Source organism: Pedobacter gandavensis (assembly GCF_014172405.1).
In the GTDB taxonomy this organism is placed as follows: Bacteria; Bacteroidota; Bacteroidia; order Sphingobacteriales; family Sphingobacteriaceae; genus Pedobacter; species Pedobacter gandavensis.
This window is the reverse complement of the sequence record NZ_WNXC01000007.1, coordinates 22,165-43,692: the sequence shown is the minus strand read 5'-3', so window position 1 is coordinate 43,692 and position 21,528 is coordinate 22,165. Positions and strand designations below refer to the sequence as shown.

The following is a 21,528-nucleotide window of genomic DNA, read 5'->3' as shown; positions in this document are numbered from 1 at the left end:
CAGTAATTTCATGTAAAACGCTAAAATGTAAACGCCTATGACGCCAAGTAAGGGTTTAAAGAAAACACTGACTCCTTTTATGTTGTGGGGTCTTGGCGTAGGATATGTGATCTCCGGGATGTATTTCGGATGGAATCTCGGCCTTGAAAAAGGAGGGACAGGCGGGATGGCAATTGCCACGCTTGCCATCATGTTGATGTACATTACTTTTACATTTAGTTACGCAGAATTGGCTTGCGCAATTCCTAAAGCAGGAGGAGTATTCGATTATGCAAACAAAGCAATGGGGCAAAATATCGGTTTTATAGCCGGTATTGCCCAAATTGTTGAATTTATATTGGCACCGCCGGCAATCGCATTTGCCATCGGTGCCTATTTTAATGCTTTCTTTCCCCAGGTACCCATTCTCACGAGTGCCATCTCTATCTATTTTATCTTTACCGCACTCAATGTTTATGGTGTAAAAGCTGCCGCATCTTTTGAGGTCATCATCACCGTTTTTGCAGTTGGAGAGTTGCTGTTGTTTTCAGGAATCGCCCTCCCAAAATTTGAAATGGCAAACCTGACACACCATGCTTTACCAAATGGTTGGAGCGGTGTATTTGCTGCGCTTCCTTTTGCCATCTGGTTTTTTCTGGGAATTGAAGGGATTGCCAATGTCGCTGAAGAGACAAAAAATCCACAAAGAGACATCAGCAGAGGTTTTGGCTGGGCAATTTTTACCTTAGCAATTTTGTGTGTCCTGGTTTTTATTGCCGCAACAGGAATTGCCGGTTGGGAAGCGATCGTTTATAAGAATGGCGTAAGTGGAGAGACTTCCGATTCACCGCTGCCCCTGGCATTGGCTAAAATCACTGGGAGTAATCATCTGATGTATCATTTGCTGATAACGGTTGGCTTATTTGGATTGGTTGCTTCTTTTCATGGCTTGATTCTGGCAGCGGGACGCTCTACCTATGAGATGGGACGGGTGCATCATATCCCTTCTTTTTTAGGGAAAATCTCTCCCCGATTTCATACTCCTGCAAATGCATTGATTGGTAATATGCTGATCGGTATTCTAGCTTTGCTCTCCGGAAAAACCTCAGAAATCATCATTGTTTCCGTATTTGGCGCCTTAACACTTTACATCCTTTCCATGATTTCCATCATGATTTTAAGGAAAAGAGAACCGGATTTGCCAAGGCCTTTCCGATTGCGGTTTTATCCCTTGTTTCCAATCATTGCTTTAGTTATTGCCAGTATATCCATCATTGCCATGTTTATTTTTAACCCTAAACTTGGACTAATTTACTTCTCCATTTTAGCGGTTGCTTTTTTATTATACAGGACTTTTAAATCTGCAGATCAATGACAACAGAAGAAATTTTAGCTTATGTAAAACAACATCCCTCCGGGAAAGTAAAAGTAGCCGTTGCAGATATTGATGGGGTATTGAGAGGAAAGTACATTTCAATAGAGAAATTTCTGTCTATCCTGGATGGGAGAATGGGCTTTTGCGATGTAACCTTTGGCTGGGATATGGGTGATGCGGCTTATGATAATGTCAAGTTTACCGGATGGCATACTGGTTATCCGGATGCACAGGTGAAATTAGACTTACAGAGCTTTCGTAAGATTCCCTGGGAAAATGAACTGCCGTTTTTTCTAGGTGATTTCGTTGATGAACATGATCAGGCATTGTATACTTGTCCACGGCAATTGCTCCATAAGATTCGTGCTGAAGCCGAAGAATTAGGCTTTAAGCCTTATTTTTCTCAGGAGTTTGAATGGTTCAATTTTGCAGAGACACCAGCATCTGCCCATCAGAAGAATTTCCAGCACCTGGAACCCCTAACACCTGGAATGTTCGGCTATTCTATCCTGCGTGGCAGTCTTAAAAATAGCTATATGTCAGATCTGTTTGAACTCCTCAGCAAATTTGGGGTTCCTATTGAAGGATTACACACCGAAACAGGCCCTGGGGTTTATGAGGCCGCGATTAAATATGCGGGCGTAATGGAAGCGGCAGATCAGGCGGTTTTATTTAAAACCGCAGTAAAAGAAATTGCTTATCAGCATGGGATAATGGCCACTTTTATGGCAAAGATCAATGAAAATCTGCCAGGTTGTAGTGGGCATGTACACCAGAGTTTATGGGATAAAGAAGGTAAGCATAACCTGTTTTATGAAGACAAGGATATTGATAAAATGTCTGAGCTGATGAAGGCTTACATTGCCGGACAATTATATTGTCTGCCTTATATTTTACCCATGCTTGCACCCACCATTAACAGCTATAAAAGATTGGTGGAAGGAGCCTGGGCACCAACCACATTGACCTGGGGAATTGACAATAGAACAGTAGCCTTAAGAGCCTTACCGGGTCATTCAAAGACGACTCGTTTGGAAACCAGGGTGGTGGGCTCAGATACCAATCCTTACCTCGCGCTTTCGGCCTGTTTGGCCGCAGGATTGTATGGGATCAAAAACAACCTGGTATTAACTAAGGCCGCTACAGAAGGGAATGGATATTTGGATATTTCCAATGGTGTACTTCCAGGTAGCCTACAGGAGGCTACGAAGAAAATGAAGGAATCACCTTTGGCAGTCAGTTTATTCGGTGCTGAATTCGTAGCGCATTTCACGCAGACCAGAGCATGGGAATGCAAGCAGTATGCGAAGGCAGTGACCGATTGGGAAATGAAAAGATATTTTGAAATAATTTAAAACGCCAGCCATGATTTTTGATAAAATCCATCAGTTTAATTTCCCGACTACCATTCGTTTTGGTGCAGGTGCAATTAGAGAATTGCCCGCTTATTTGAAAGCCAATGGCTTGAGTCGTCCTTTAGTGGTGACCGATCCGATTGTGGCAAGCTTACCCTTTTTTAACACGATTGTCGAAGATCTAAAAGCAAAAGGTTTTTCGGTAACGGTTTTTTCTGATATTCATAAGAACCCTGTTAAAAGTGATGTTTATAAAGGAACCGAAGTTTGGGATGGGGACTCCAGAGATAGTGTGATTGGAATCGGTGGTGGTGCGGCGTTGGATGTGGCCAGAGCTATTGTTTTGCGGGTAAACCATCGCGAAGATTTATTTAAATACGATGATTTGATCGGTGGCGATGTGTTTGTAACCAATGAGGTGCCTCATTTTATAACCGTTCCTACTACTTCCGGTACAGGGAGTGAGGTAGGTAGGAGTGCGATCATTTCTGATGATGAAACGCATCAAAAGAAGATCTTATTCTCTCCAAAACTGATGGCTAAAATTGTGTTTGCAGATCCCTTGTTGACGATGGATCTTCCGCCACACATTACCGCAGCCACCGGAATGGATGCCCTCACCCATAATATGGAAGCCTTCCTCGCTAAAAATTACCATCCTTTATGCGATGGGATTGCCATAGAAGGAATGGGCCTAATTAAAGATGCATTGGTCAATGCTACCCACCACCCGGATGTAGAAAGTCGGAGTAAAATGCTGTTGGCATCGATGATGGGGGCCATTGCTTTTCAAAAGGGTTTAGGCGTAGTACATTCTCTTGCACACCCGCTTTCTTCTTTGTTAGATACCCATCATGGCTTGGCAAATGCCGTAAATCTTCCTTATGGAATGGAGTTTAATATTGCAGGTTTTGAAGATAGATTTATCCGAATCGCTAAAGCCTTAGGTTTGAAAGATGAAAACGGAGCAGGGGTAGTCAGGTATCTTTCCGGGCTCAACTCTACTTTGGGAATCCCACATCATTTGAGAGAGATTGGGGTGAAAATGGAACATATAGATACCCTGGCTGATCTCGCTTTTGCTGATTTTGCACATCCGAATAATCCTAAACCAGTGAGCAGGGAAGATTTTAAAGCCTTGTATTTAAAGGCCTATTAAGTTTTAATATGATAAATAATGATTTGATCCATGCGGAAAAAGATAGGAATTAGCTTTACAGAAGCGGGTTTTCAGAATTATTGGAATTGGTTTACTGCTACTGAATTAGCAGAAGATCTGGAATTGCTGGAACTTTCTTTTGAAAAGGGAAATACGGAGGACATCGAAAAATGCGATGGTTTTGTGTTGACTGGAGGGATCGATGTGACCCCTGCCATTTCCGGTGGGGTGGAAGACTACCCTTACAGACCAGCATTATTCTCGCCAGAAAGAGATGAGTTTGAACGTAAGCTTTATGAGTTTGCGAAAAGGGAAAAATTACCATTACTGGGAATTTGCAGAGGGATGCAGTACATCAATATTTTGGAGGGAGGAGCTGTTTTTGATGACATTGGAGAACCCGAAAATGCAGTACACAAGAAAGGTGAATTGGATAAAGTTCATGAGTTAAAGGTGCTGGAGGGGACTTTATTGGCAGAAATTGCAGGGGAAACACAGGGTATGGTCAACAGTGCACACCATCAGGCAGTGAATCCAGATCGCCTTGGGGAAAACTTAATGATCAATGCGTATGCTGTTTCTGGAAGTGGTATGGTGGAAGGATTGGAGTATAAGGACAAGGAAAACCATGGTTTTATGCTTGCTGTGCAATGGCATCCGGAAAGAATGAAGGATAAGGAAATTGAGCCTTTCTCTCAAAAGATTAAAGAACAATTTATTCAGGAAGTAAGAAATCATCAAAAATGAATATCATAAATCCAGCTACCGAAGAAATAATAAAGACCGTTCAGGAAGACAGCCTGGCCATTTTGCAGGAGAAGTATGATTTACTCCACCTGGCACAGAAAAAATGGGCAAAGAAAAGTTTAGGGGAACGACTGAGTGTCGTACAGCGTTTTTATGACTTGTTGGATTTAGAAATGGAGGCATTGGCGGGCGTATTGACTGCCGAGGTCGGAAAACCAATTCAGCAGTCCAGGAATGAGATTAAGGGCGCAAGAACCCGGGTTTTATGGATGATCACGCATGCGGAAAGGTATCTATCGGAGGAATGGATCACCGATACCCCGGAGCTTCAGGAAAAGATTTCTTATGAGCCTTTAGGGGTGATCTGTAATATTTCCGCCTGGAATTATCCTTACCTGGTTGGTGTAAATGTATTCGTTCCGGCATTAATTGCTGGAAATGCAGTACTCTATAAGCCTTCTGAATATGCAACCTTAACAGGGTTCGAAATTGAACGGCTTTGGACAAAAGCGGGATTACCCGATGGTATTTTTAAATTGGCGATCGGTGCTAAAGAAACAGGGGAGGCTTTGCTAAACCTTGATTTTGATGGTTACTTTTTTACAGGTTCCTACCGCACTGGAAAATATATTTATGAAAAGGTGGCTGCTAAAATGGTGCCTTGTCAGCTGGAACTAGGAGGGAAGGATCCTTTATATGTGGCCAATGATGTACCGGATGTGGCTGCAGTAGCCATAGGGACGGCAGATGGGGCCTTTTATAACAATGGGCAGAGTTGCTGTGCGGTGGAGCGTATTTATGTTCATGAGGATGTTTATGAGGATTATGAAGCTGCATTTTTGAAAGAAGTAGCGTCCTGGAAAATTGGTGCGCCAACAGAAGAGGTGGTTTATATTGCTGCTTTAACGAGGAAGGAGCAGTTAAAGGTTTTAGAGGATCAGGTGGCGGATGCTTTATCAAAAGGAGCAATATTGCTGTGTGGGGGGAAAAGAAGGCCTGGGAAAGGCCATTATTTCGAGCCAACGGTACTGACCAATGTGACCAATGAGATGAAAGTGATGCGGGAAGAAAGTTTTGGCCCTATTATCGGCATCATGAAAGTGAAAGACGATGAGGAAGCGATCGCCCTGATGAAAGACACGGAGTATGGATTAACTGCTGCGGTGTATTCAGCTGATGGTGATCGTGCGCAGCGAATTCTTGCTAGTATCGATAGCGGATCTGGGTATTGGAACTGTTGCGATCGGGTAAGCGCAGGTTTACCATGGTCTGGGAGGAAACATTCCGGGTTTGGCGCTACGCTTTCTCACCAGGGATTGAGGGCTTTTACGAAACCAAAGGCCTGGCACCTGAGGAAATAAAAATACCTGTCAGTTATCATGGCTGGTATGGGGTAATTAAGTTGCCTATCGGTTTTGAAGGCAACTTAATGTTTTTTTTAGCCATTAAACATCTCCTGTTTAAAGCTGATTTTGTGTTTCTTTTCTGATGACTGGGGCAATCTCAGTACCTAATAATTCAATGGTTTTCAGCACCTGTTTATGGGAAATAGATCCGGTAACCAGTTGTGCCAGGAATCTGGTGTTTTTGAAAAGTTCATACTGGTGCATGATTTTATCAATTGCTTCTTGTGGACTACCAACTACCAATGGCCCGGCAGTTCGTAAATAATCGAATTGCTGTCTGCTCATCGGCGACCAACCTCTGTCTTTACCAACCCGATTCATCAATTGCTCGTAAGAAGGGTAGAATTCATCTGCCGCTTGTTGTGAATTTTCTGCTACGTAAAACTGTGAACTGATGGCCAGTTGAAGTTTAGTAGGATCGTGGCCTGCTTCTGCTGCTGATTTACGATAAAGGTTGATAAAAGGAACAAATTGTTCTGGTGGGCTTCCTAGAATCGCTACTGCCATAGGAAGGTTCATTCTTCCAGCGCGCTGCGCAGAGGCAGGGGTGCCACCTACGCCGATCCAAACCGGAATAGCAGGTTGAATTGGACGTGGATATACACCTCTTTTTACAATAGAAGCCCGGTGTTTTCCTTGCCAGGTGATGATTTCCTCTTCATTGAGTTGCAATAGTAAACCCAGTTTTTCCGTAAAAAGCTCATCATAGTCGTTCAGATTATAACCGAATAAAGGGAATGATTCTGTGAATGATCCTCTCCCTGCGATAATTTCTGCCCTCCCATTAGAGATGAGATCTACCGTAGCGAAGTTTTGAAAAGTCCGGACAGGATCTGCTGAACTCAATACAGTAACAGAGCTGGATAATTTGATGTTTTTAGTGATTGCTGCGGCTGCAGCCATCATGATCTCAGGCGAAGAAATCACAAAATCGGCACGGTGGTGCTCTCCGAATGCATAAACGTCCAGACCTACTTCATCCGCAAGTTTTACTTCTTCTAATAATTCTTGAACTCTTTTATGCGCGTTAACGGCTTTTCCTGCTACGCCGTCAGGTTGTAGTTCTCCAAATGTGCTGATCCCAATTTCCATGTGTAATTTTTATTGCTTTGCTTTTATGCCCCTCAATGGGCTCCTGTAAAGAAGATAACCCTGTATAGGTATTTAAGTTTTAATTTATGCCTGGTTTTTCTAGTTTGTAATCTTATCGGAATTCATTCTCAATACTTGTTCTTAAATCATAAAGCAACCATTGTTGTTGGTTGATGGTCGCTTTCTCTGTAACCAAAAGCTTGATGAAGTCCTTAACACCAATAGGCTCGTTTCCATTTCCATGGATCAACACAAGGCTTCCAGCATGGCTCTGCTGACCTTTTGCAAGCCAGGCATCACTTCCAATTGGGATAAGGCCGTAGCTGGTTACTTGGTCGACTAACTTCTGATCTGATACCAATCCTGGAAATCTAAAGAAAACCGAAGGTAATAATCCCCGTTCAATCATGGCTTTTTCCAATCCTAGTATTTCGAAGTTAAGGTCTGTTCCTGGTTCCATTAAAAAGTTGATTGCCAATGGGGCTTTCGGATTATAATGGTGGTTAAAAGTATGGTTAGTCCAGGTAATGTTTAAATCTCCCGACTTTTGAAGCCCCAATAACCAGTTGATGTCATCGCTATGGTTCAGCATAAATTTACCCGTAATTGATAAAGCGACAGGCACTGGTCGCTCGTGTTTTTGAAATGCAGCAATTAATGAGCTGAAAATGGTTCTGTCTAGAGGCTTATGGGAAGGACATAGGTCTATGGTCAGGGTAATCCCTTTTTCTTTGGGAAAGCCATGTGTAATTCCTGCATCCTGAAGAAGGAGTGACTGTTGTTGTGCCGTTTGAAGGGCGCTAAAATAGGGTGTGTTTTTGAGGTATGTTCCAAACTCCTGAAACCTGATCGGTTTTACCGAAACTTGCTTGCTGTTTATAATCTGTGTTTCCAAGGTCTGTGGATTCACAATCAGATAGGATTGCTGTGCTTCTTGCTCAAATTGGCGTAAAACAAGTATGTTTTTTCCGTTATAACTGCCAGTTGCAAAGTAAGCTTTATAGTGTTGTATTTCTTTTTGAGCCTTCGCAAAAAGACTGCAAAATACAAGCGTTAATATGGTGTGTAATTTTATCATCTGTAGCTGGTCTGGAGTCCAAAAATCAAGATTAATATAGCTTTTTATGTTTAGAATTTAATCGTATGGTTGTTAGATGATCGTCCTTTTTGAAGTATAAAGATATATATTCCGATATTTGTAGTAGATCAACAATTGATCTTTTACCAATCAATTCAACAAAAAGACAACATACAATGACGGAAAATCAATATTTAGATTATTGCAAGGCTCAGGTTAACGGTCCACTTAAAGAGGAAGATTTGATCTTAATGTTGACCGCCTGGGGACACATTAAGTATTCCATAGGATACAATCAGGCATTAAAGGATAATGGTATCGAGCCTAAACAACCTTCAGCTGGGACTGAGGAGTTAGAGAACTAAGGTTTGTTTTTTTGCCGACTTAGTATTTAGAATTAGCCCTCCATTAGCTGAAGGGCTAATTTATTTAATCATTATTGATTAATTCTTCATCAAACAGTTCAAAAAACAGATTTTGTAATTTATGAACATGTTGTAGCGTTTTAAAATCTCCGGTTTCGTCATTTGCTGGAACTTGCTTATAGCAATCATAGTAATCATCTTCTTCCACATAAAATAAGAAGAAATTGAAATCCTCGTGTTGGAAATATCCGCCGCCATTGTCTTTGAAACCGAATCTGTTTACCAACCAGTCTGCATTTATAGAGATCGGCTTAACCTGATCATGACTGCATTCTTTTACTTGATCCGAAGCTTTATCGTTTAACTGGTAGGCTATGTTTTTGTTTGGGAGGATACCTATGACTTCGCAAGGACTGCCCACCTCATTTACGATCTCACCATCTGGGAATACATAGTTGCCAATTCTTAGCTCGCTTACGTTCATATTTATTTGTAATTATAGATATTTCGCTAATTTAATTAAAAGAACGACAGGCGAGTAATTTTAGCTCATGTACCCATCCATGAACAGCTGGCAAATCAGAAGAATTTATTCTTACGCATTATTTGCTCAGCTAAGATTGAATGTGAAATTGGAAAGAATTGTTCGCTATAAAAAAAAACAGAAATGGTGAAAAGATTTGAACTCAGGATTAGGTTAGCTGTAATTTTATTTTGTGACATTTTTTAATATCTTTAAAAATGCTCTCTAAATTTAATAAAGTGTTATTCTTATCGTTGTTTTATTTCCTAATAGCTATTGATTCTATAGCGCAAAATTACACCTCTATTAGATTAGATTCTTCTAAAAACTCTATTATCACAGTTCATCCCCCAAATGGAGGCAATGAGATAGAAAGGAATAACTATACAAATGCAATTTATTACATAAAGAACTTTAAAACGAAATTAAAAATTAGTACGAGAAAAAATGTAATAATTGATTTAAGAAGAAGCCAAAAGTACCAATGGATTTTTATTATTCTGGAAAAGGTAGACAGTCTTACAATCTTAGGTAATGGAGAAACTAATATTTCCTTAAATATTCCAAAAATTGGGGCAAATAAAAGTCAACGAATTGTTAATGCTATTAAAGTAAGCAATTGCGTAATTAATGAACTTAACCTGCCAGAGACGAAGGTGAATTCGGTAGAGCTTAACAATTCTTCAATCAATTATTTGAATTTTAAAGATGGAGCAATTTACAATCGTTTTATTATACATACTTCAAATGTAGACAGTTCCAACTTTTATCATACCTATCTTCCTGAGATTATGTATTTATCAAAAGTAGATTTGGCTAGAAATGGATCGCTAAATTTTGACAACCTAATAAGACTTGAAAATACAAATGATCAGCCTGCCTTAGAATTAGAGCGAACAATAAATTTGCGGGAAATTGATTTAGAGAGAATTACACTTCCCTATGATAGATTTAGTTTTCATGTTGATTCTTCACAAAGTGATCAGCATAGGATTTGGATTTATCAAAAGCTTCTTAGACGCTTGAACAATGAAGGTCTCACGGCCCAACACCAAAAGTATAATACTGATTACACTGAATTAGTAGACAAAATAAACAGACGGGAATTTACTAATTGGATTAGTAAGGTATGGTGGAATAAAGGACGTAACAAGGGAAGAGTTATTTATTGGGGCATTGGCTGTTTTGTTTTTTTTCTACTGTTTAATTTTATCCTAGTAAAAAGCATGCCTTCTGTTTATTATCCAAACACTTTTAAAGTCTATTTTGAATTAAAAAGCCGTAGATATCGACAAGGTTGCAATGGAAATATAATTAATTGGAGATTTACTAGTGCCTTCTGTTTAGGATGGTACTATTTATGGGGGGTATTTTGGTATACAACATTTATTTTCTGGGGACTTAGACTCAATTTAGATATTTTGAAATTCAAAAGTTTATGGTTGGTGTCCTATATCATTACGCAATACACTCTAGGGCTAATATTTGTTGCTTATATTGTTAGTTTTGTAATTATTAGGCTTTAGCATAGGTTGATAACGAAATCGATAATTCAAAGGATACAGTCACTATAATCATAAAAAATGATAAGTGTTTTTTCTACATAGAGAATATATCTACATCTCTGGCTAGCTTTTCTAATTTTTTTATCAATTCTGAGTTTTAATGACACCCCGAAGATATCTAAGAGTTAAAAGCGTTGAGAGGAATTTCTCAGCAATTGGCAGAATATTATGTAAGCCCGAATGTTATTCCTAACTTTTAATAAATTAAGACATGAATCCAGATATAATTAAAAAATATGGTATAGAATTTGAAAATAAACTCATTGAAGAATGGGGAGTAGAAAAAATTCCTCATACAAATTTAGACGCCTTAACATTTTTTTTACATGGATGGAATGCGGATGAATTAGATGAAATCTTATTGCCTGATATTAACAATGCATTAGGGCTGGTCGATAGCGAAATCGAGAATGCAAATGATTTCGTCACCATAATAATAAATAATTATAAAGTTTTTTTCTATTGGGAGAATAAACCTACGTCTTCTATTCCAACTATTGATTTTAAACAAATAGTAGAAGGGTGGCGAGCTTTTCTACTATCACCTCCTTTAAACCGGAGCAAATAATTGTAAAATTTTTCAAGGAATTTTCACTTGAAAGTTGGATTAACAAGTTAGCTATGGAAAAAGAACATTTAATCCTTTCAAAATACCAGGACAGGCTGCTAAAGGCGTAGAAGCAGCAATGGACTCGGGGCAGGTGGAACGAAGAAGTAAATCTTCATGAAAGCAGTTTCGACTCATTTAAACAAACAGCTTTCCTTGGTTGAATATCCATCAGAAGGGGAATTGCTCCTTAAAATGCCTGCCATCAGAACCCACCAGGATCAGGAAATATTTGAGGTCAAGAAATGGAAAAATAACATCTGCACATCCTGATTTTACTAAAATCTAAGAATCTGTTACTATTTTAACCAAAAAGAATATGAATCAAGATATAATCAAAAAATACGGAATAGACTTTAAAAATAAGAATATCAACAATAAAATAGATAAAGTTCCCCATACTAATTTTCCAGATTTAACCATATTTCTTTATGGTTGGGGAGCTTCTGAATTAAATGAAGATCTGCTTCAACAGATTAATGAAGTCTTGAATGAACCAGGAAAGGAGTTTGAAAGTCAGAATGAAATGATTTTAATCGAAGTTAATAAAGATGATGTATGTTTTTATTCGGATGAAATCGATGAATTTCATATGCCTACAATTGAATTCAAACAAATTGTTGAAGGCTGGCGTGATTTTCTATTATCTCCCCCTTTAAACGGATCCAAACCATAATAATAAAATTTTCTAAGGAATTTCTATAGGTATGTTCCAAAGTATGTTTAGATAAAACGATTGAAGGAATTATTTATATGATTAGAGTTAATCACACAAATTTTTTTATCAATTCTGAGTTTTAATGACATAAAGATGTATGTTCTCTAATATTTTGTAATTTCGTCGAGGGGATTTATTAAGCATGCATGAGTATAATGTAATTTCAGACGATAAACTTGTGGAATTGATCCGCATAGAGGATCATGTCGCCTTTCAAACACTTTATCAGCGGCATTGGTCAAAACTTTACCAAAGTGCTTTTAATGTTTGCAAAGACCGTGAAATCTGTATGGATATCTGCCAGGAGGTATTTATTTGGTTTTGGGAGCACCGAACATCAGCAAGTTTAATCAGTTCGGTTCAGGGTTATTTACTCGCTGCTGTAAAGTATAAGATGATTAGTCACCTCAGAAAAGGGAAGGTAAAGGATAATTTTATTGTCAATACTAAGAGCTTGTCTGAAACCTATACCATAGAAGGTAATATTGAGGTAAAAGAACTTCAATCCATTATTCGCGAGTTTGTCGAATCACTTCCCGAAAAATGTGCGGAAATCTTTAAAATGAGCCGCAACGAATACCTTAGTAATAAAGAAATTGCCGGCAAATTAGGTATTTCAGAGAAGACAGTAGAGAATCAAATTACTATTGCACTTAGAAAACTGAAAGGTGCTTTGGGTAATCTCAGCTGTTGGTTCCCTCTTATTTAAGAAAAAGTTTTTTTTATTTTCCTTTGGGGGCTAGGCTACTCTAAAACGCCTTACTCTATATAGCCCTATACTATGGAAAAGGAAAAATTGTTTAAACTTCTGGAAAAGATTGAATCTGGTGCAGCTTCGACTGACGAAATTGCTCAGTACAACCAGTTTTTTATGCATTTTCAAAAATCCGAAGACTGGGATACTAAGGAGATGGGAGAAAAACAGGAGATTGGAGATGAGATGTATAAAAATATCTCCACTGCAATCAAAGGCTCCACAAAAAAAACTAAATCTTATTCATTCATTAGATATGCGGCTGCCGCAGTTCTATTTATTGCAGTTTCGGTAGGGTACTATTTCCATAAGGAGAACAACTTAGTAACACCAAATGATCATAACAGAAATTTGATTAGTAAAAATGATATTGCACCAGGTGGAAACAAGGCAACACTAACGCTTGGAAATGGAACTAAAATATCCCTTACTGATGCAGCCAATGGAGATCTCATTAAGAAATCTGGTCTATCGATTACCAAAACCGTTGAGGGGCAATTGGTTTATAAAGTTTCTGCAAGTCAAAATAGTGGAAAATCTTCAGCAGAATATAACACCATTAGCACCCCAAAAGGTGGACAATATCAAATATTACTCCCTGATGGATCAAAAGTATGGCTTAATGCGGCCTCTTCTTTAAAATTTCCTACCCTGTTTGCCGGAACAGATCGTAATGTAGAATTAACTGGTGAGGCCTATTTTGAGGTCGCAAAAAATAAGAATAAGCCTTTTACCGTGAATGCCAATGGTACTAAAGTACTGGTACTGGGAACACATTTTAATGTGATGGCTTACGAAGATGAAAAAGAGCTGAAAACTACACTGCTAGAAGGTGCTGTGAAACTAATCCATGCAAATGCGGTAACTTCTCTTAAACCAGGCCAACAAGGTTCAATAACCCAAAATGGTCGAGAATATAAAGTTTGTGAGGCGGATCTAGCTTCTGTGATGGCCTGGAAAAACGGATATTTCTTGTTTGATAATGCAAGCTTACCGCAACTCATGCGTCAAATATCAAGATGGTATGATGTAGAGGTGATTTATGCTCCGGGACTTAAAGACCATGAGTTTGTAGGTGAGGTAAGCCGTGGATATAGCTTAAGGAAGATTTTACGCATCCTTGAATTAAGTGATGTCACATTTAAACTAGAGGGAAGAACATTAACAGTTAAATAAACCAAATACTTAAACTAAACCAAAAATGAACATGGAAAAATAGCTACTAGAGTGATGAGACAAAAAACCAGATCCCGATTGCCGTCGGAACCTGGAAAAGTCAGGAATAATTTTAAAATTCTTGTTGACAGAAATCTAAACCATTAACCTAACCGTATAAAAGTATGAAATTAAACCAATATGGTAAAATTCCGCCTACATGGAACTTACTATTGAACAAAACTACCAGGGTTATGAAACTAACCGTAATTTTATTAACCATTACCTGTTTACATTTATCTGCCAAAGTATACTCCCAAAGGATAAATCTTAATGAAAAAAATGCTGCCTTTTCTACCATACTAAAATCAATCGAGAAGCAGAGTGACTATAGATTTTTTTACGACAATAAGCTGATCAACCCCCAGATCAGGATTACTGTTTCTCTAAAGAATGCATCACTTGAGCAAGCTCTTGAGCAGATACTCGATGGCAAATCTCTGGTTTATACAATTGTTGACCAGACTGTAATACTAAAACATGCTGACCCAAAAGTTTCGGTACTTGCTTTTGACCGCGTTAGCGGAAGGGTGGTTGATGAGAAAAATCTTCCTCTTCCGGGTGTTAGTGTTAAAATTAAAGACAATTCAAGTGGAGCAATTACCAATAATGATGGTAGGTTCCAGATCGCTGCAAAAAAGGGCGACATTCTTGTTTTTAGCTTTATTGGTTACAGCAACAAAGAAGTTGTTTACACTGGGCAAGCAAATATTGAAGTTTCACTTAGTGCTGCAAACATTGATATGGCTGAGGTTGTGGTAGTTGGATACGGACAACAAAAGAAAATCAATTTAACCGGTGCGATAGGAACGGTTTCTTCAAAAGACTTGGAAAACAGGCCTGTTACCAACGTTACCAATGCCATTCAAGGAAAAGTTGCCGGAGTGAGTATTACCACTACTAACGGACAACCGGGAAGGGATGCAGGTACGATCAGAATCAGAGGTATCGGATCTGGACTTGGTTCTGGTGGTGCCAGCGCTGGTCCTGCAATTATTATTGACGGGGTACCTGGTGCATTGGGAGATGTAAATCCAAATGATATTGAGAGTATTTCCGTTCTTAAAGATGCGGCCTCTGCTTCCATTTATGGTGCCAGAGCTTCAAATGGTGTAATTTTGGTCACCACAAAAAAAGGAAAAAAAGGGGACTTACAAATGCGTTACGATATGTACGTCGGCCCTCAGCAAGTGATCAAAAAGCCAGATTTTTTACCGTCCTGGCAACAGGCTTTGTTGTATAACGAAGCAAGAGCTAATGAAGGAGCTGCCACTAGATGGACTGATAAAGATATCCAACTGTTCAAGGATGGTACCGATAAAACAGGTGCACATCCGAATACCGATTGGTTAGCGTTATTGTATTCGAAACCAGGTTGGCAACAAAACCACAATATCAGTGTGAATGGTGGTGATCAAAAAACCAATTACATGGTTTCTTTAGGCTATTTCGACCAACAAGGAAATGTAGAAAAAACGAGATATCAAAAATATAATGCACTCTTTAACGTCAGCTCTCAATTAACGCCAAAATTGGGGGTGACTGCAAAATTAGGTTTCTTATATGCGCCATTTGAAGAGCCGGTAAGTACTTATGCAACCAGCTTTTCGCAAATCATTCGCATGTCCAACCGCATTTCTAATACCGTGCCTAATAGATGGGAGAATGGCGCATTAGGGTATGTGTCAGATGGTAGTCCGACTGCCTGGTTAGAATCCGGATCATTTAACAGATGGCAAAATTATACGGTTACCGGTAACATCGCTGGAGATTGGTCACCATTGAAAGGTCTACATTTCAAACCTTCCTTTGGCTATAGATTAGGACTGGGCCAACAACAACAATATGTTTCGGAAATACAGTATTATAAAGGTGGCCCGGCGGGTACTCCACTTACACCTACAAAATTTGAAGGACCAAACAACTTAACCAATTCAACCGATAGAACCACTTATAGTCTGGTACAGGCTGTGGCAGATTATGAGAAAAGTATTGAAAACCATAATTTCAAAATTTTGGTTGGTGCTTCACAAGAGTATTCGATTTACAATACTTTTAGCGCACAGCGTCAAAATTTCCTGAACAATGAATTAACACAAATTAATGCTGCTCCTGCTCTTGGTCAGACTACATCAGGATATGCTAATGATTGGGGGTTGAAATCGGCTTTTGCCAGATTTAACTATAATTTTAGTGAAAAGTATCTGTTAGAGGCTAATTTTCGCTTCGATGGATCTTCGCGTTTTGCGCCTGGTCACCGATGGGGTAGATTCCCTGCACTTTCTGCAGGATGGGTGATGTCAAAAGAAGATTTCTTTAGTAACCTCCTAAACACCATTAACTCCTTAAAAGTTCGTGGCTCATGGGGTAAATTAGGTAACCAGCAAATTGCCAATAACTATGCTTATTTTGAGTCAATTGCAAGTGGGAAAACCTATTCGTTTAACCAAACACTGGTAACCGGTCTATCACCAAACGCCGGAGCTAATCCATTGTTGCAGTGGGAGAAAACACAATCTATAGGAGCTGGTATCGATGCTACATTTCTGGAGAACAAGCTAGATGTATCGCTGGATTATTTCGAAAGAAAAACTTCAAACCCTTTAATGATTACACAGGCAAGCGCCATTTATGCCTTCACTCCTCCATACGTAAATGTTGATGGTGAGATGATGAATAAAGGTTTTGAATTCAGTGCAGGATATAAAGCTAAAGCAGGTGAGTTTAACTATAATATCAATGGTAATTTCTCCTACATAGAAAATAAGGTGACCAAGTTAACCGGCGGTAAAGTAATTAATGACAATACCTTTTATGATGTAGGTACACCATTTTATTCGCTTTATGGTTACCAGGCTTTAGGGATTTATAAAACCGAGGCAGATGTAACAGGAACAGCGGTGTTGAATAACAAGGTGTCTGCGGGCGATATCCAATATAAAGACCAAAATAATGACGGAAAAATAGATGCTGATGATAAGGTTTATTTGGGTAATTATTACCCGAAAATTACTTTCGGTCTCTCTTTCTCCTCTAGCTGGAAAAATTTCGAATTATCGTTGTTCCTGCAAGGTGCCGCAGCTGTAAAAGCAATGGGTGGGAACCTGATTGGACAAATTGGTCCAGATGTACAGAAACCTACCACTGTGTTTTTAGACAGATGGACACCATCAAATACCAATGCAGACTTTCCAAGGTTATGGTATAGCTATAAGCAGAATGATCCAGGTAGTACGCCTTCGTCTTTCTGGGTTAAAGATGCCTCTTATCTACGCCTAAAAAACGTAACATTTGCATACAATCTGCCTAAAAATGTGATGAAGAAAGTGGGCTTAAATAACGTTAAAGTTTACTATAGCGGTCAAAACCTCCTAACGTTTACCAAGTTCTATAAATGGATAGACCCGGAACTAGGATCAGCAGGAAGCATTAACAATTACCCTCAGGTAATGGTAAATACACTTGGCCTTAATGTTACATTTTAAAAACAGAAACAGATGAAAAAGAAATTAATCTATATACTGCTTACCACAACTGTATTGATGGGGTGTAAGAAAGATATTTTAAATACAAAACCATTAGATCAATACAGTAATGAGACCTTATGGTCATCAAAAGCAGATGCCAATGCTGCGCTAACAGGATGTTATAGTGGTTGGGAAACTGGCGATAACGTGATATATGATGACTGCCTGTCGGATAATGGCATTGATCAGTTTCCATGGGAAAATTATGAAACTTTTGCCTCTGGACTTGCTACAGCTTCCGATTCACAGCCAGGGGTGAATAAATATTCTTATTTAACCATCCAAAGATGTAATTGGTTTTTGGACAATGTGGATAAGGTTCCATCTGCCTCACTTGACAATACGCTTAAAGAAAGAATGAAAAGTGAAGCCAGATTTTTAAGAGCCTACAGGTATGCCATTTTAACTCAGATGTATGGTGACGTGCCATTTACATTACATAACCTGACAACCGATGAAGCCAATAAAACACAGCGTAGCCCAAAAGCTCAAGTCGTTGATTTTGTCCTTCAAGAGCTGGCTAGTATTGCCCCTTCATTACCAGTTAGCTATTCCGGTAGTGATATAGGCCGCATTACCCGCGGAGCTGCATTGGCTTTGAAAGCAAGGGTAGAATTGTTTAATGCAAAATACACCGATTGTATTACCACCACCCAACAGCTGATGACAGGACCTTTCAACTACAGCCTGTATCCGGATTATGAGGGAATATTCCGTCCGCAAAATTCTAATAACCAAGAGGTGATTTTAGATGTACAGTACCTGCAGAACGACAATTCTGAATGGGTATTGGGGGCTGCGCTTCCTAATTCTCATGGTGGATGGAGCTCAATGGCACCAACACAAGCATTGGTAGATGCCTATGAAACCACAAATGGGAAAACAATTCAAGAAGATGGCAGCTATAATGCACTGCAACCTTATACCAATAGAGATCCGCGTTTAGATGCTGCTGTTATCCATCCAGGTTTGCTGTATATGGGTTCTTACTTCGATCCCTTAAGTGCCGGATCCAGCGATTTAGTTGGAAATAACAATGCATCACCAACAGGGTATAACTTTAAAAAATACCTCGCTAATATCGACGATTATAACAATACTGCTTACGGGACAGACGTGTGGAATACCGGAGGAAGTATTATCGTGATCCGCTATGCAGAAGTTTTGCTGACTTATGCAGAGGCAAAAATTGAAGCGAACCAGATAGATCCTTCCGTTTATGATGCAATTAATAAGGTAAGACAGCGCCCAACAGTAAATATGCCTGCGGTAACCGCTGCTTTGTATCCTGATCAAGCTTCGTTACGTGTGCTTATCCGTCGCGAAAGAAGAGCAGAGTTAGCTGGTGAAGGTCTACGTTGGTACGATATACAACGTTGGAAAATTGGAGCAGATGTATTAAATGGAGATGTAAAAGGTAGCTTAAAAGGATCGGTAAACCCATCTAATGGGGTCTTAACTTTAACACCTAATTCCAATTTTGTGGCTGGATCGAGAACGTTTGATAATAAAAACTACTTATGGCCAATTCCGCAAAAAGAATTCGACATTAATCCTTCGTTGAAACAAAATCCGGGATATTAATAGGCCAATTTTACAATAGGATTTTTCTAAAACAACTGATAAAGGGGTATTTAATTACCCCTTTATTTTGATAGGTCGTTGTAGATCTAGCATATCTAATTCAAGCAAACTTTATCTCTTTCAGCAATATGAATAAAAAAATATGCTCCCGAAAACTAATGTTACTCTTTGCAATATCCCTTTGTTCGCTGACCTTATTTTTACAAACGAAAATCGGAAGTAAAAAGTGGGTTGCCTGGTCGGCAAAACCGGCCCTTGACTGGCAAGATGCATTTGTAACCGGGAATGGCAGGCATGGCACGATGGCTACCGGAAAGCCCGGTGAGGAAAGGGTAATCTGTGTGGATGAGGAGCTTTTCATCCGGACCTGGGATCGACATAAAATAGCAGTTCCGAATGTGGCAGGCTTATTACCCGAGGTAAGGGCCTTAGCCGACTCTGGTAAATTTGATAAAGCGGCAGCCTTAGGTACCGATGAAGCAAGACGGAAAGCCGGTAAAAACGATATTTGCACATTTGTATATGGAACTAAGGTTAAAACCTTAAAACTGGTGGTTGGCAGAAAGTATGTGATAGATGGACAGTTTAATTAACAAAATATTTAGCCGAATGAAGATGATTAGAAGTAAGGAACTATGGCTTTCTACATACCTCGTTATCATAGGCTGTATACAATTTGTACAAGCTCAAAAGAGGGATGTAAATCATAAAGAATACCATGTATCCGGGCATGGAAATGATGCGAATATTGGTAGTATAACCAAGCCTTTTAAAACGATTGCTGCCGGAGCCAAAGTCGCAATGCCCGGAGATATCATTACGGTACATGCTGGCGTTTATCGGGAGCAAGTTGCTCCGCCCCGGGGTGGTAGCTCCGAGAATGAACGGATTTGGTATCGGGCTGCAAAAGGGGATAAAGTGGAGTGGAAAGGTTCCGAGGTTATTAAAGGATGGCAAAAGTTGGGCAGCTCGATATGGATGGTTAAAATACCTAATGGTTTCTTCGGCGCATTTAATCCATATACAGATACCCTACACGGAGACTGGCTGGAAAAAGGGAAGTGGTGCCATACAGGAGAGGTGTATTTGAATGGAAACCAGCTAACAGAGACCAATCAGTTCAATCGATTAGATTCTGCTCATGCCAATTCACCTTTGTGGTTTTGTAAGGTGGATGAAACTCACACGACCATCTGGGCTAATTTTTTTGCCGTTAATCCCAATGAACAGTTAACCGAGATAAATGTTCGGCAAGCAGTATTCTATCCTTCAAAACCTGGTATTAATTATATTGGTGTAAAGGGATTTGTAATGAGTCATGCGGCCAGTCCCTGGGCGCCACCTACTGCTGAGCAAATTGGCTTAATTGGCACCCATTGGAGCAAAGGATGGATCATCGAAAATAACGAAATCAGTTATTCGAAATGTACAGGAATTACACTCGGAAAATATGGGGATGAATGGGATAATAAATCAGAATCAGTGGAAGGATTTATTAAAACTACAGAACGAGCATATAAAAACGGCTGGAACAAAGCGCAGGTAGGTAGTCACCTGGTTCGCAACAATCATATCAGTCATTGCGGACAGGCTGGTATTGCTGGCAGTCTTGGAGCCATATTCAGTACAATTTCAGGCAATACGATCACCAAGATCAGTAAACAACAATTATTTTGGGGATATGAATTGGCAGGAATTAAGCTACATGGGGCTGTTGACGTAGAAATTAGTAAAAATCATATTTATGATACTGAGGGAGGAATATGGCTCGATTGGATGGCTCAGGGCACCCGGGTAACGAAAAACTTCCTCCATGACAATAGGGTGCAAGATTTTTCATTGGAAGTGAATCATGGGCCTGTCTTGGTAGACAATAACCTGTTTCTTTCTCCGCAGTTGGCACAGGTAAGGCTTTCTCAAGGGGTAGCATTTGTTCATAATATGATTGCCTGGGATCTTTGGAAAACAGACAATATTGATGCTCGTGAAACGCCTTTCCTTAAACCACATTCAACAGAGATAGCAGGATTTCGCAATAACCCCTGTGGTGATACTCGTTTTTACAATAATATATTTGTAGGCAGAACTCAGCTGTCGCCTTACAACGAATCGATATTACCTGTGCAAATGGAAGGTAATGTATATTTGGGGGATTCCAAGCCTGCTAAACAGGAGCTTCAGCCAATAATAAAACCGGATTACAATCCCGGAGTGGAACTGGAAGAAAAGCATGATGGCTGGTACCTTACTATTAATCTTGAAAATCCCTGGGCAAAAGAGGAGAAACAGCTGCTGATCACTAGCAAGAAATTGGGAAATGCGATAATCCCTCAACAGCCATTTACAGATCGGAGCGGGAATGCAATTACAATTGATACCGATTTTTCAAATGTCAAGCGAAATAAAACCAAGCCCTCTGCCGGGCCTTTTGAGATCAAAAGAAGCGGAAGATTGCAATTTAAAGTTTGGTAATAACTAA

General features: G+C 39.5%; 19 protein-coding genes. 16 read left to right on the top strand and 3 right to left on the bottom strand.

Annotation, left to right across the window (positions count from 1 at the left end; genetic code table 11):
* Positions 1 to 37: 37 nt before the first annotated feature.
* Genes eat through GM920_RS17400 form a run of 5 tightly spaced genes read left to right on the top strand, consistent with a single transcriptional unit; the run spans position 38 to position 5,976 of the window.
* Positions 38 to 1,354: an ethanolamine permease gene (gene eat, locus GM920_RS17420; protein ID WP_182959856.1), complete on the top strand. Its 1,317-nt coding sequence runs from the start codon at positions 38 to 40 to the stop codon at positions 1,352 to 1,354.
* Positions 1,351 to 2,709 carry a glutamine synthetase family protein gene (locus GM920_RS17415; protein WP_182959854.1) on the top strand — a complete coding sequence of 453 codons (1,359 nt, stop codon included), beginning with the start codon at positions 1,351 to 1,353 and terminating at the stop codon, positions 2,707 to 2,709. Before eat ends, GM920_RS17415 begins: the two co-directional genes overlap by 4 nt.
* Positions 2,710 to 2,719: 10 nt before the next feature.
* Positions 2,720 to 3,868 carry an iron-containing alcohol dehydrogenase gene (locus tag GM920_RS17410; RefSeq protein WP_182959852.1) on the top strand — a complete coding sequence of 383 codons (1,149 nt, stop codon included), beginning with the start codon at positions 2,720 to 2,722 and terminating at the stop codon, positions 3,866 to 3,868.
* Positions 3,869 to 3,898: 30 nt separating this feature from the next.
* The gene (locus tag GM920_RS17405) at positions 3,899 to 4,615 is read left to right on the top strand and encodes a gamma-glutamyl-gamma-aminobutyrate hydrolase family protein (protein ID WP_182959851.1); all 717 of its coding nucleotides are present in this window, start codon (positions 3,899 to 3,901) and stop codon (positions 4,613 to 4,615) included.
* Complete coding sequence (locus GM920_RS17400) at positions 4,612 to 5,976, top strand: aldehyde dehydrogenase family protein (RefSeq protein ID WP_182959850.1); 1,365 nt, start codon at positions 4,612 to 4,614, stop codon at positions 5,974 to 5,976. The genes GM920_RS17405 and GM920_RS17400 overlap by 4 nt, the downstream gene beginning before the upstream one ends.
* A 99-nt stretch (positions 5,977 to 6,075) precedes the next feature.
* Here the strand turns inward: GM920_RS17400 and GM920_RS17395 are convergent, their stop codons facing one another.
* Both GM920_RS17395 and GM920_RS17390 read right to left on the bottom strand, forming a co-directional pair.
* Positions 6,076 to 7,113: an Atu2307/SP_0267 family LLM class monooxygenase gene (locus GM920_RS17395; protein WP_182959849.1), complete on the bottom strand. Its 1,038-nt coding sequence runs from the start codon at positions 7,111 to 7,113 to the stop codon at positions 6,076 to 6,078.
* A 112-nt stretch (positions 7,114 to 7,225) separates the two neighbouring features.
* Positions 7,226 to 8,191: a polysaccharide deacetylase family protein gene (locus tag GM920_RS17390; protein WP_182959848.1), complete on the bottom strand. Its 966-nt coding sequence runs from the start codon at positions 8,189 to 8,191 to the stop codon at positions 7,226 to 7,228.
* A 176-nt stretch (positions 8,192 to 8,367) separates the two neighbouring features.
* Between GM920_RS17390 and GM920_RS17385 the strand changes: the two genes are divergently transcribed.
* A complete protein-coding gene (locus GM920_RS17385) occupies positions 8,368 to 8,556 on the top strand; it encodes a hypothetical protein (RefSeq protein WP_182959847.1) in 189 nt (62 codons plus the stop codon).
* Positions 8,557 to 8,620: 64 nt separating this feature from the next.
* Here the strand turns inward: GM920_RS17385 and GM920_RS17380 are convergent, their stop codons facing one another.
* Positions 8,621 to 9,040: a hypothetical protein gene (locus GM920_RS17380; protein ID WP_182959846.1), complete on the bottom strand. Its 420-nt coding sequence runs from the start codon at positions 9,038 to 9,040 to the stop codon at positions 8,621 to 8,623.
* Between the two features lie 257 nt (positions 9,041 to 9,297).
* On the opposite strand from GM920_RS17380, the gene GM920_RS17375 reads away from it, so the two are divergent.
* The 10 genes from GM920_RS17375 to GM920_RS17330 all read left to right on the top strand — a co-directional run bounded on the left by GM920_RS17375 (position 9,298) and on the right by GM920_RS17330 (position 21,521).
* The gene (locus GM920_RS17375) at positions 9,298 to 10,605 is read left to right on the top strand and encodes a hypothetical protein (protein WP_182959844.1); all 1,308 of its coding nucleotides are present in this window, start codon (positions 9,298 to 9,300) and stop codon (positions 10,603 to 10,605) included.
* 250 nt (positions 10,606 to 10,855) lie between these two features.
* A complete protein-coding gene (locus GM920_RS17370; RefSeq protein WP_182959842.1) occupies positions 10,856 to 11,212 on the top strand; it encodes a hypothetical protein in 357 nt (118 codons plus the stop codon).
* 156 nt (positions 11,213 to 11,368) lie between these two features.
* On the top strand, positions 11,369 to 11,524 hold the full coding sequence (locus tag GM920_RS17365; protein WP_182959840.1) for a hypothetical protein: 156 nt from the start codon (positions 11,369 to 11,371) through the stop codon (positions 11,522 to 11,524).
* 46 nt (positions 11,525 to 11,570) lie between these two features.
* Positions 11,571 to 11,927, top strand: a complete 357-nt coding sequence (locus GM920_RS17360) for a hypothetical protein (RefSeq protein ID WP_182959838.1) — start codon at positions 11,571 to 11,573, stop codon at positions 11,925 to 11,927.
* A gap of 184 nt (positions 11,928 to 12,111) precedes the next feature.
* Positions 12,112 to 12,678 (top strand): RNA polymerase sigma-70 factor, encoded by a 567-nt coding sequence (locus GM920_RS17355; RefSeq protein ID WP_182959836.1) that lies wholly within the window; start codon positions 12,112 to 12,114, stop codon positions 12,676 to 12,678.
* Positions 12,679 to 12,750: 72 nt separating this feature from the next.
* A complete protein-coding gene (locus GM920_RS17350) occupies positions 12,751 to 13,899 on the top strand; it encodes a FecR family protein (protein WP_182959834.1) in 1,149 nt (382 codons plus the stop codon).
* 164 nt (positions 13,900 to 14,063) lie between these two features.
* The gene (locus tag GM920_RS17345) at positions 14,064 to 17,423 is read left to right on the top strand and encodes a TonB-dependent receptor (protein ID WP_182959832.1); all 3,360 of its coding nucleotides are present in this window, start codon (positions 14,064 to 14,066) and stop codon (positions 17,421 to 17,423) included.
* Between the two features lie 12 nt (positions 17,424 to 17,435).
* Entirely contained in the window at positions 17,436 to 19,049 is a 1,614-nt protein-coding gene (locus GM920_RS17340) for a RagB/SusD family nutrient uptake outer membrane protein (protein ID WP_182959830.1), read from the top strand.
* Positions 19,050 to 19,177: 128 nt separating this feature from the next.
* On the top strand, positions 19,178 to 19,642 hold the full coding sequence (locus tag GM920_RS17335) for a glycoside hydrolase N-terminal domain-containing protein (RefSeq protein WP_202986140.1): 465 nt from the start codon (positions 19,178 to 19,180) through the stop codon (positions 19,640 to 19,642).
* Positions 19,643 to 19,658: 16 nt separating this feature from the next.
* Positions 19,659 to 21,521: a right-handed parallel beta-helix repeat-containing protein gene (locus GM920_RS17330; protein WP_202986139.1), complete on the top strand. Its 1,863-nt coding sequence runs from the start codon at positions 19,659 to 19,661 to the stop codon at positions 21,519 to 21,521.
* Positions 21,522 to 21,528: the final 7 nt, after the last annotated feature.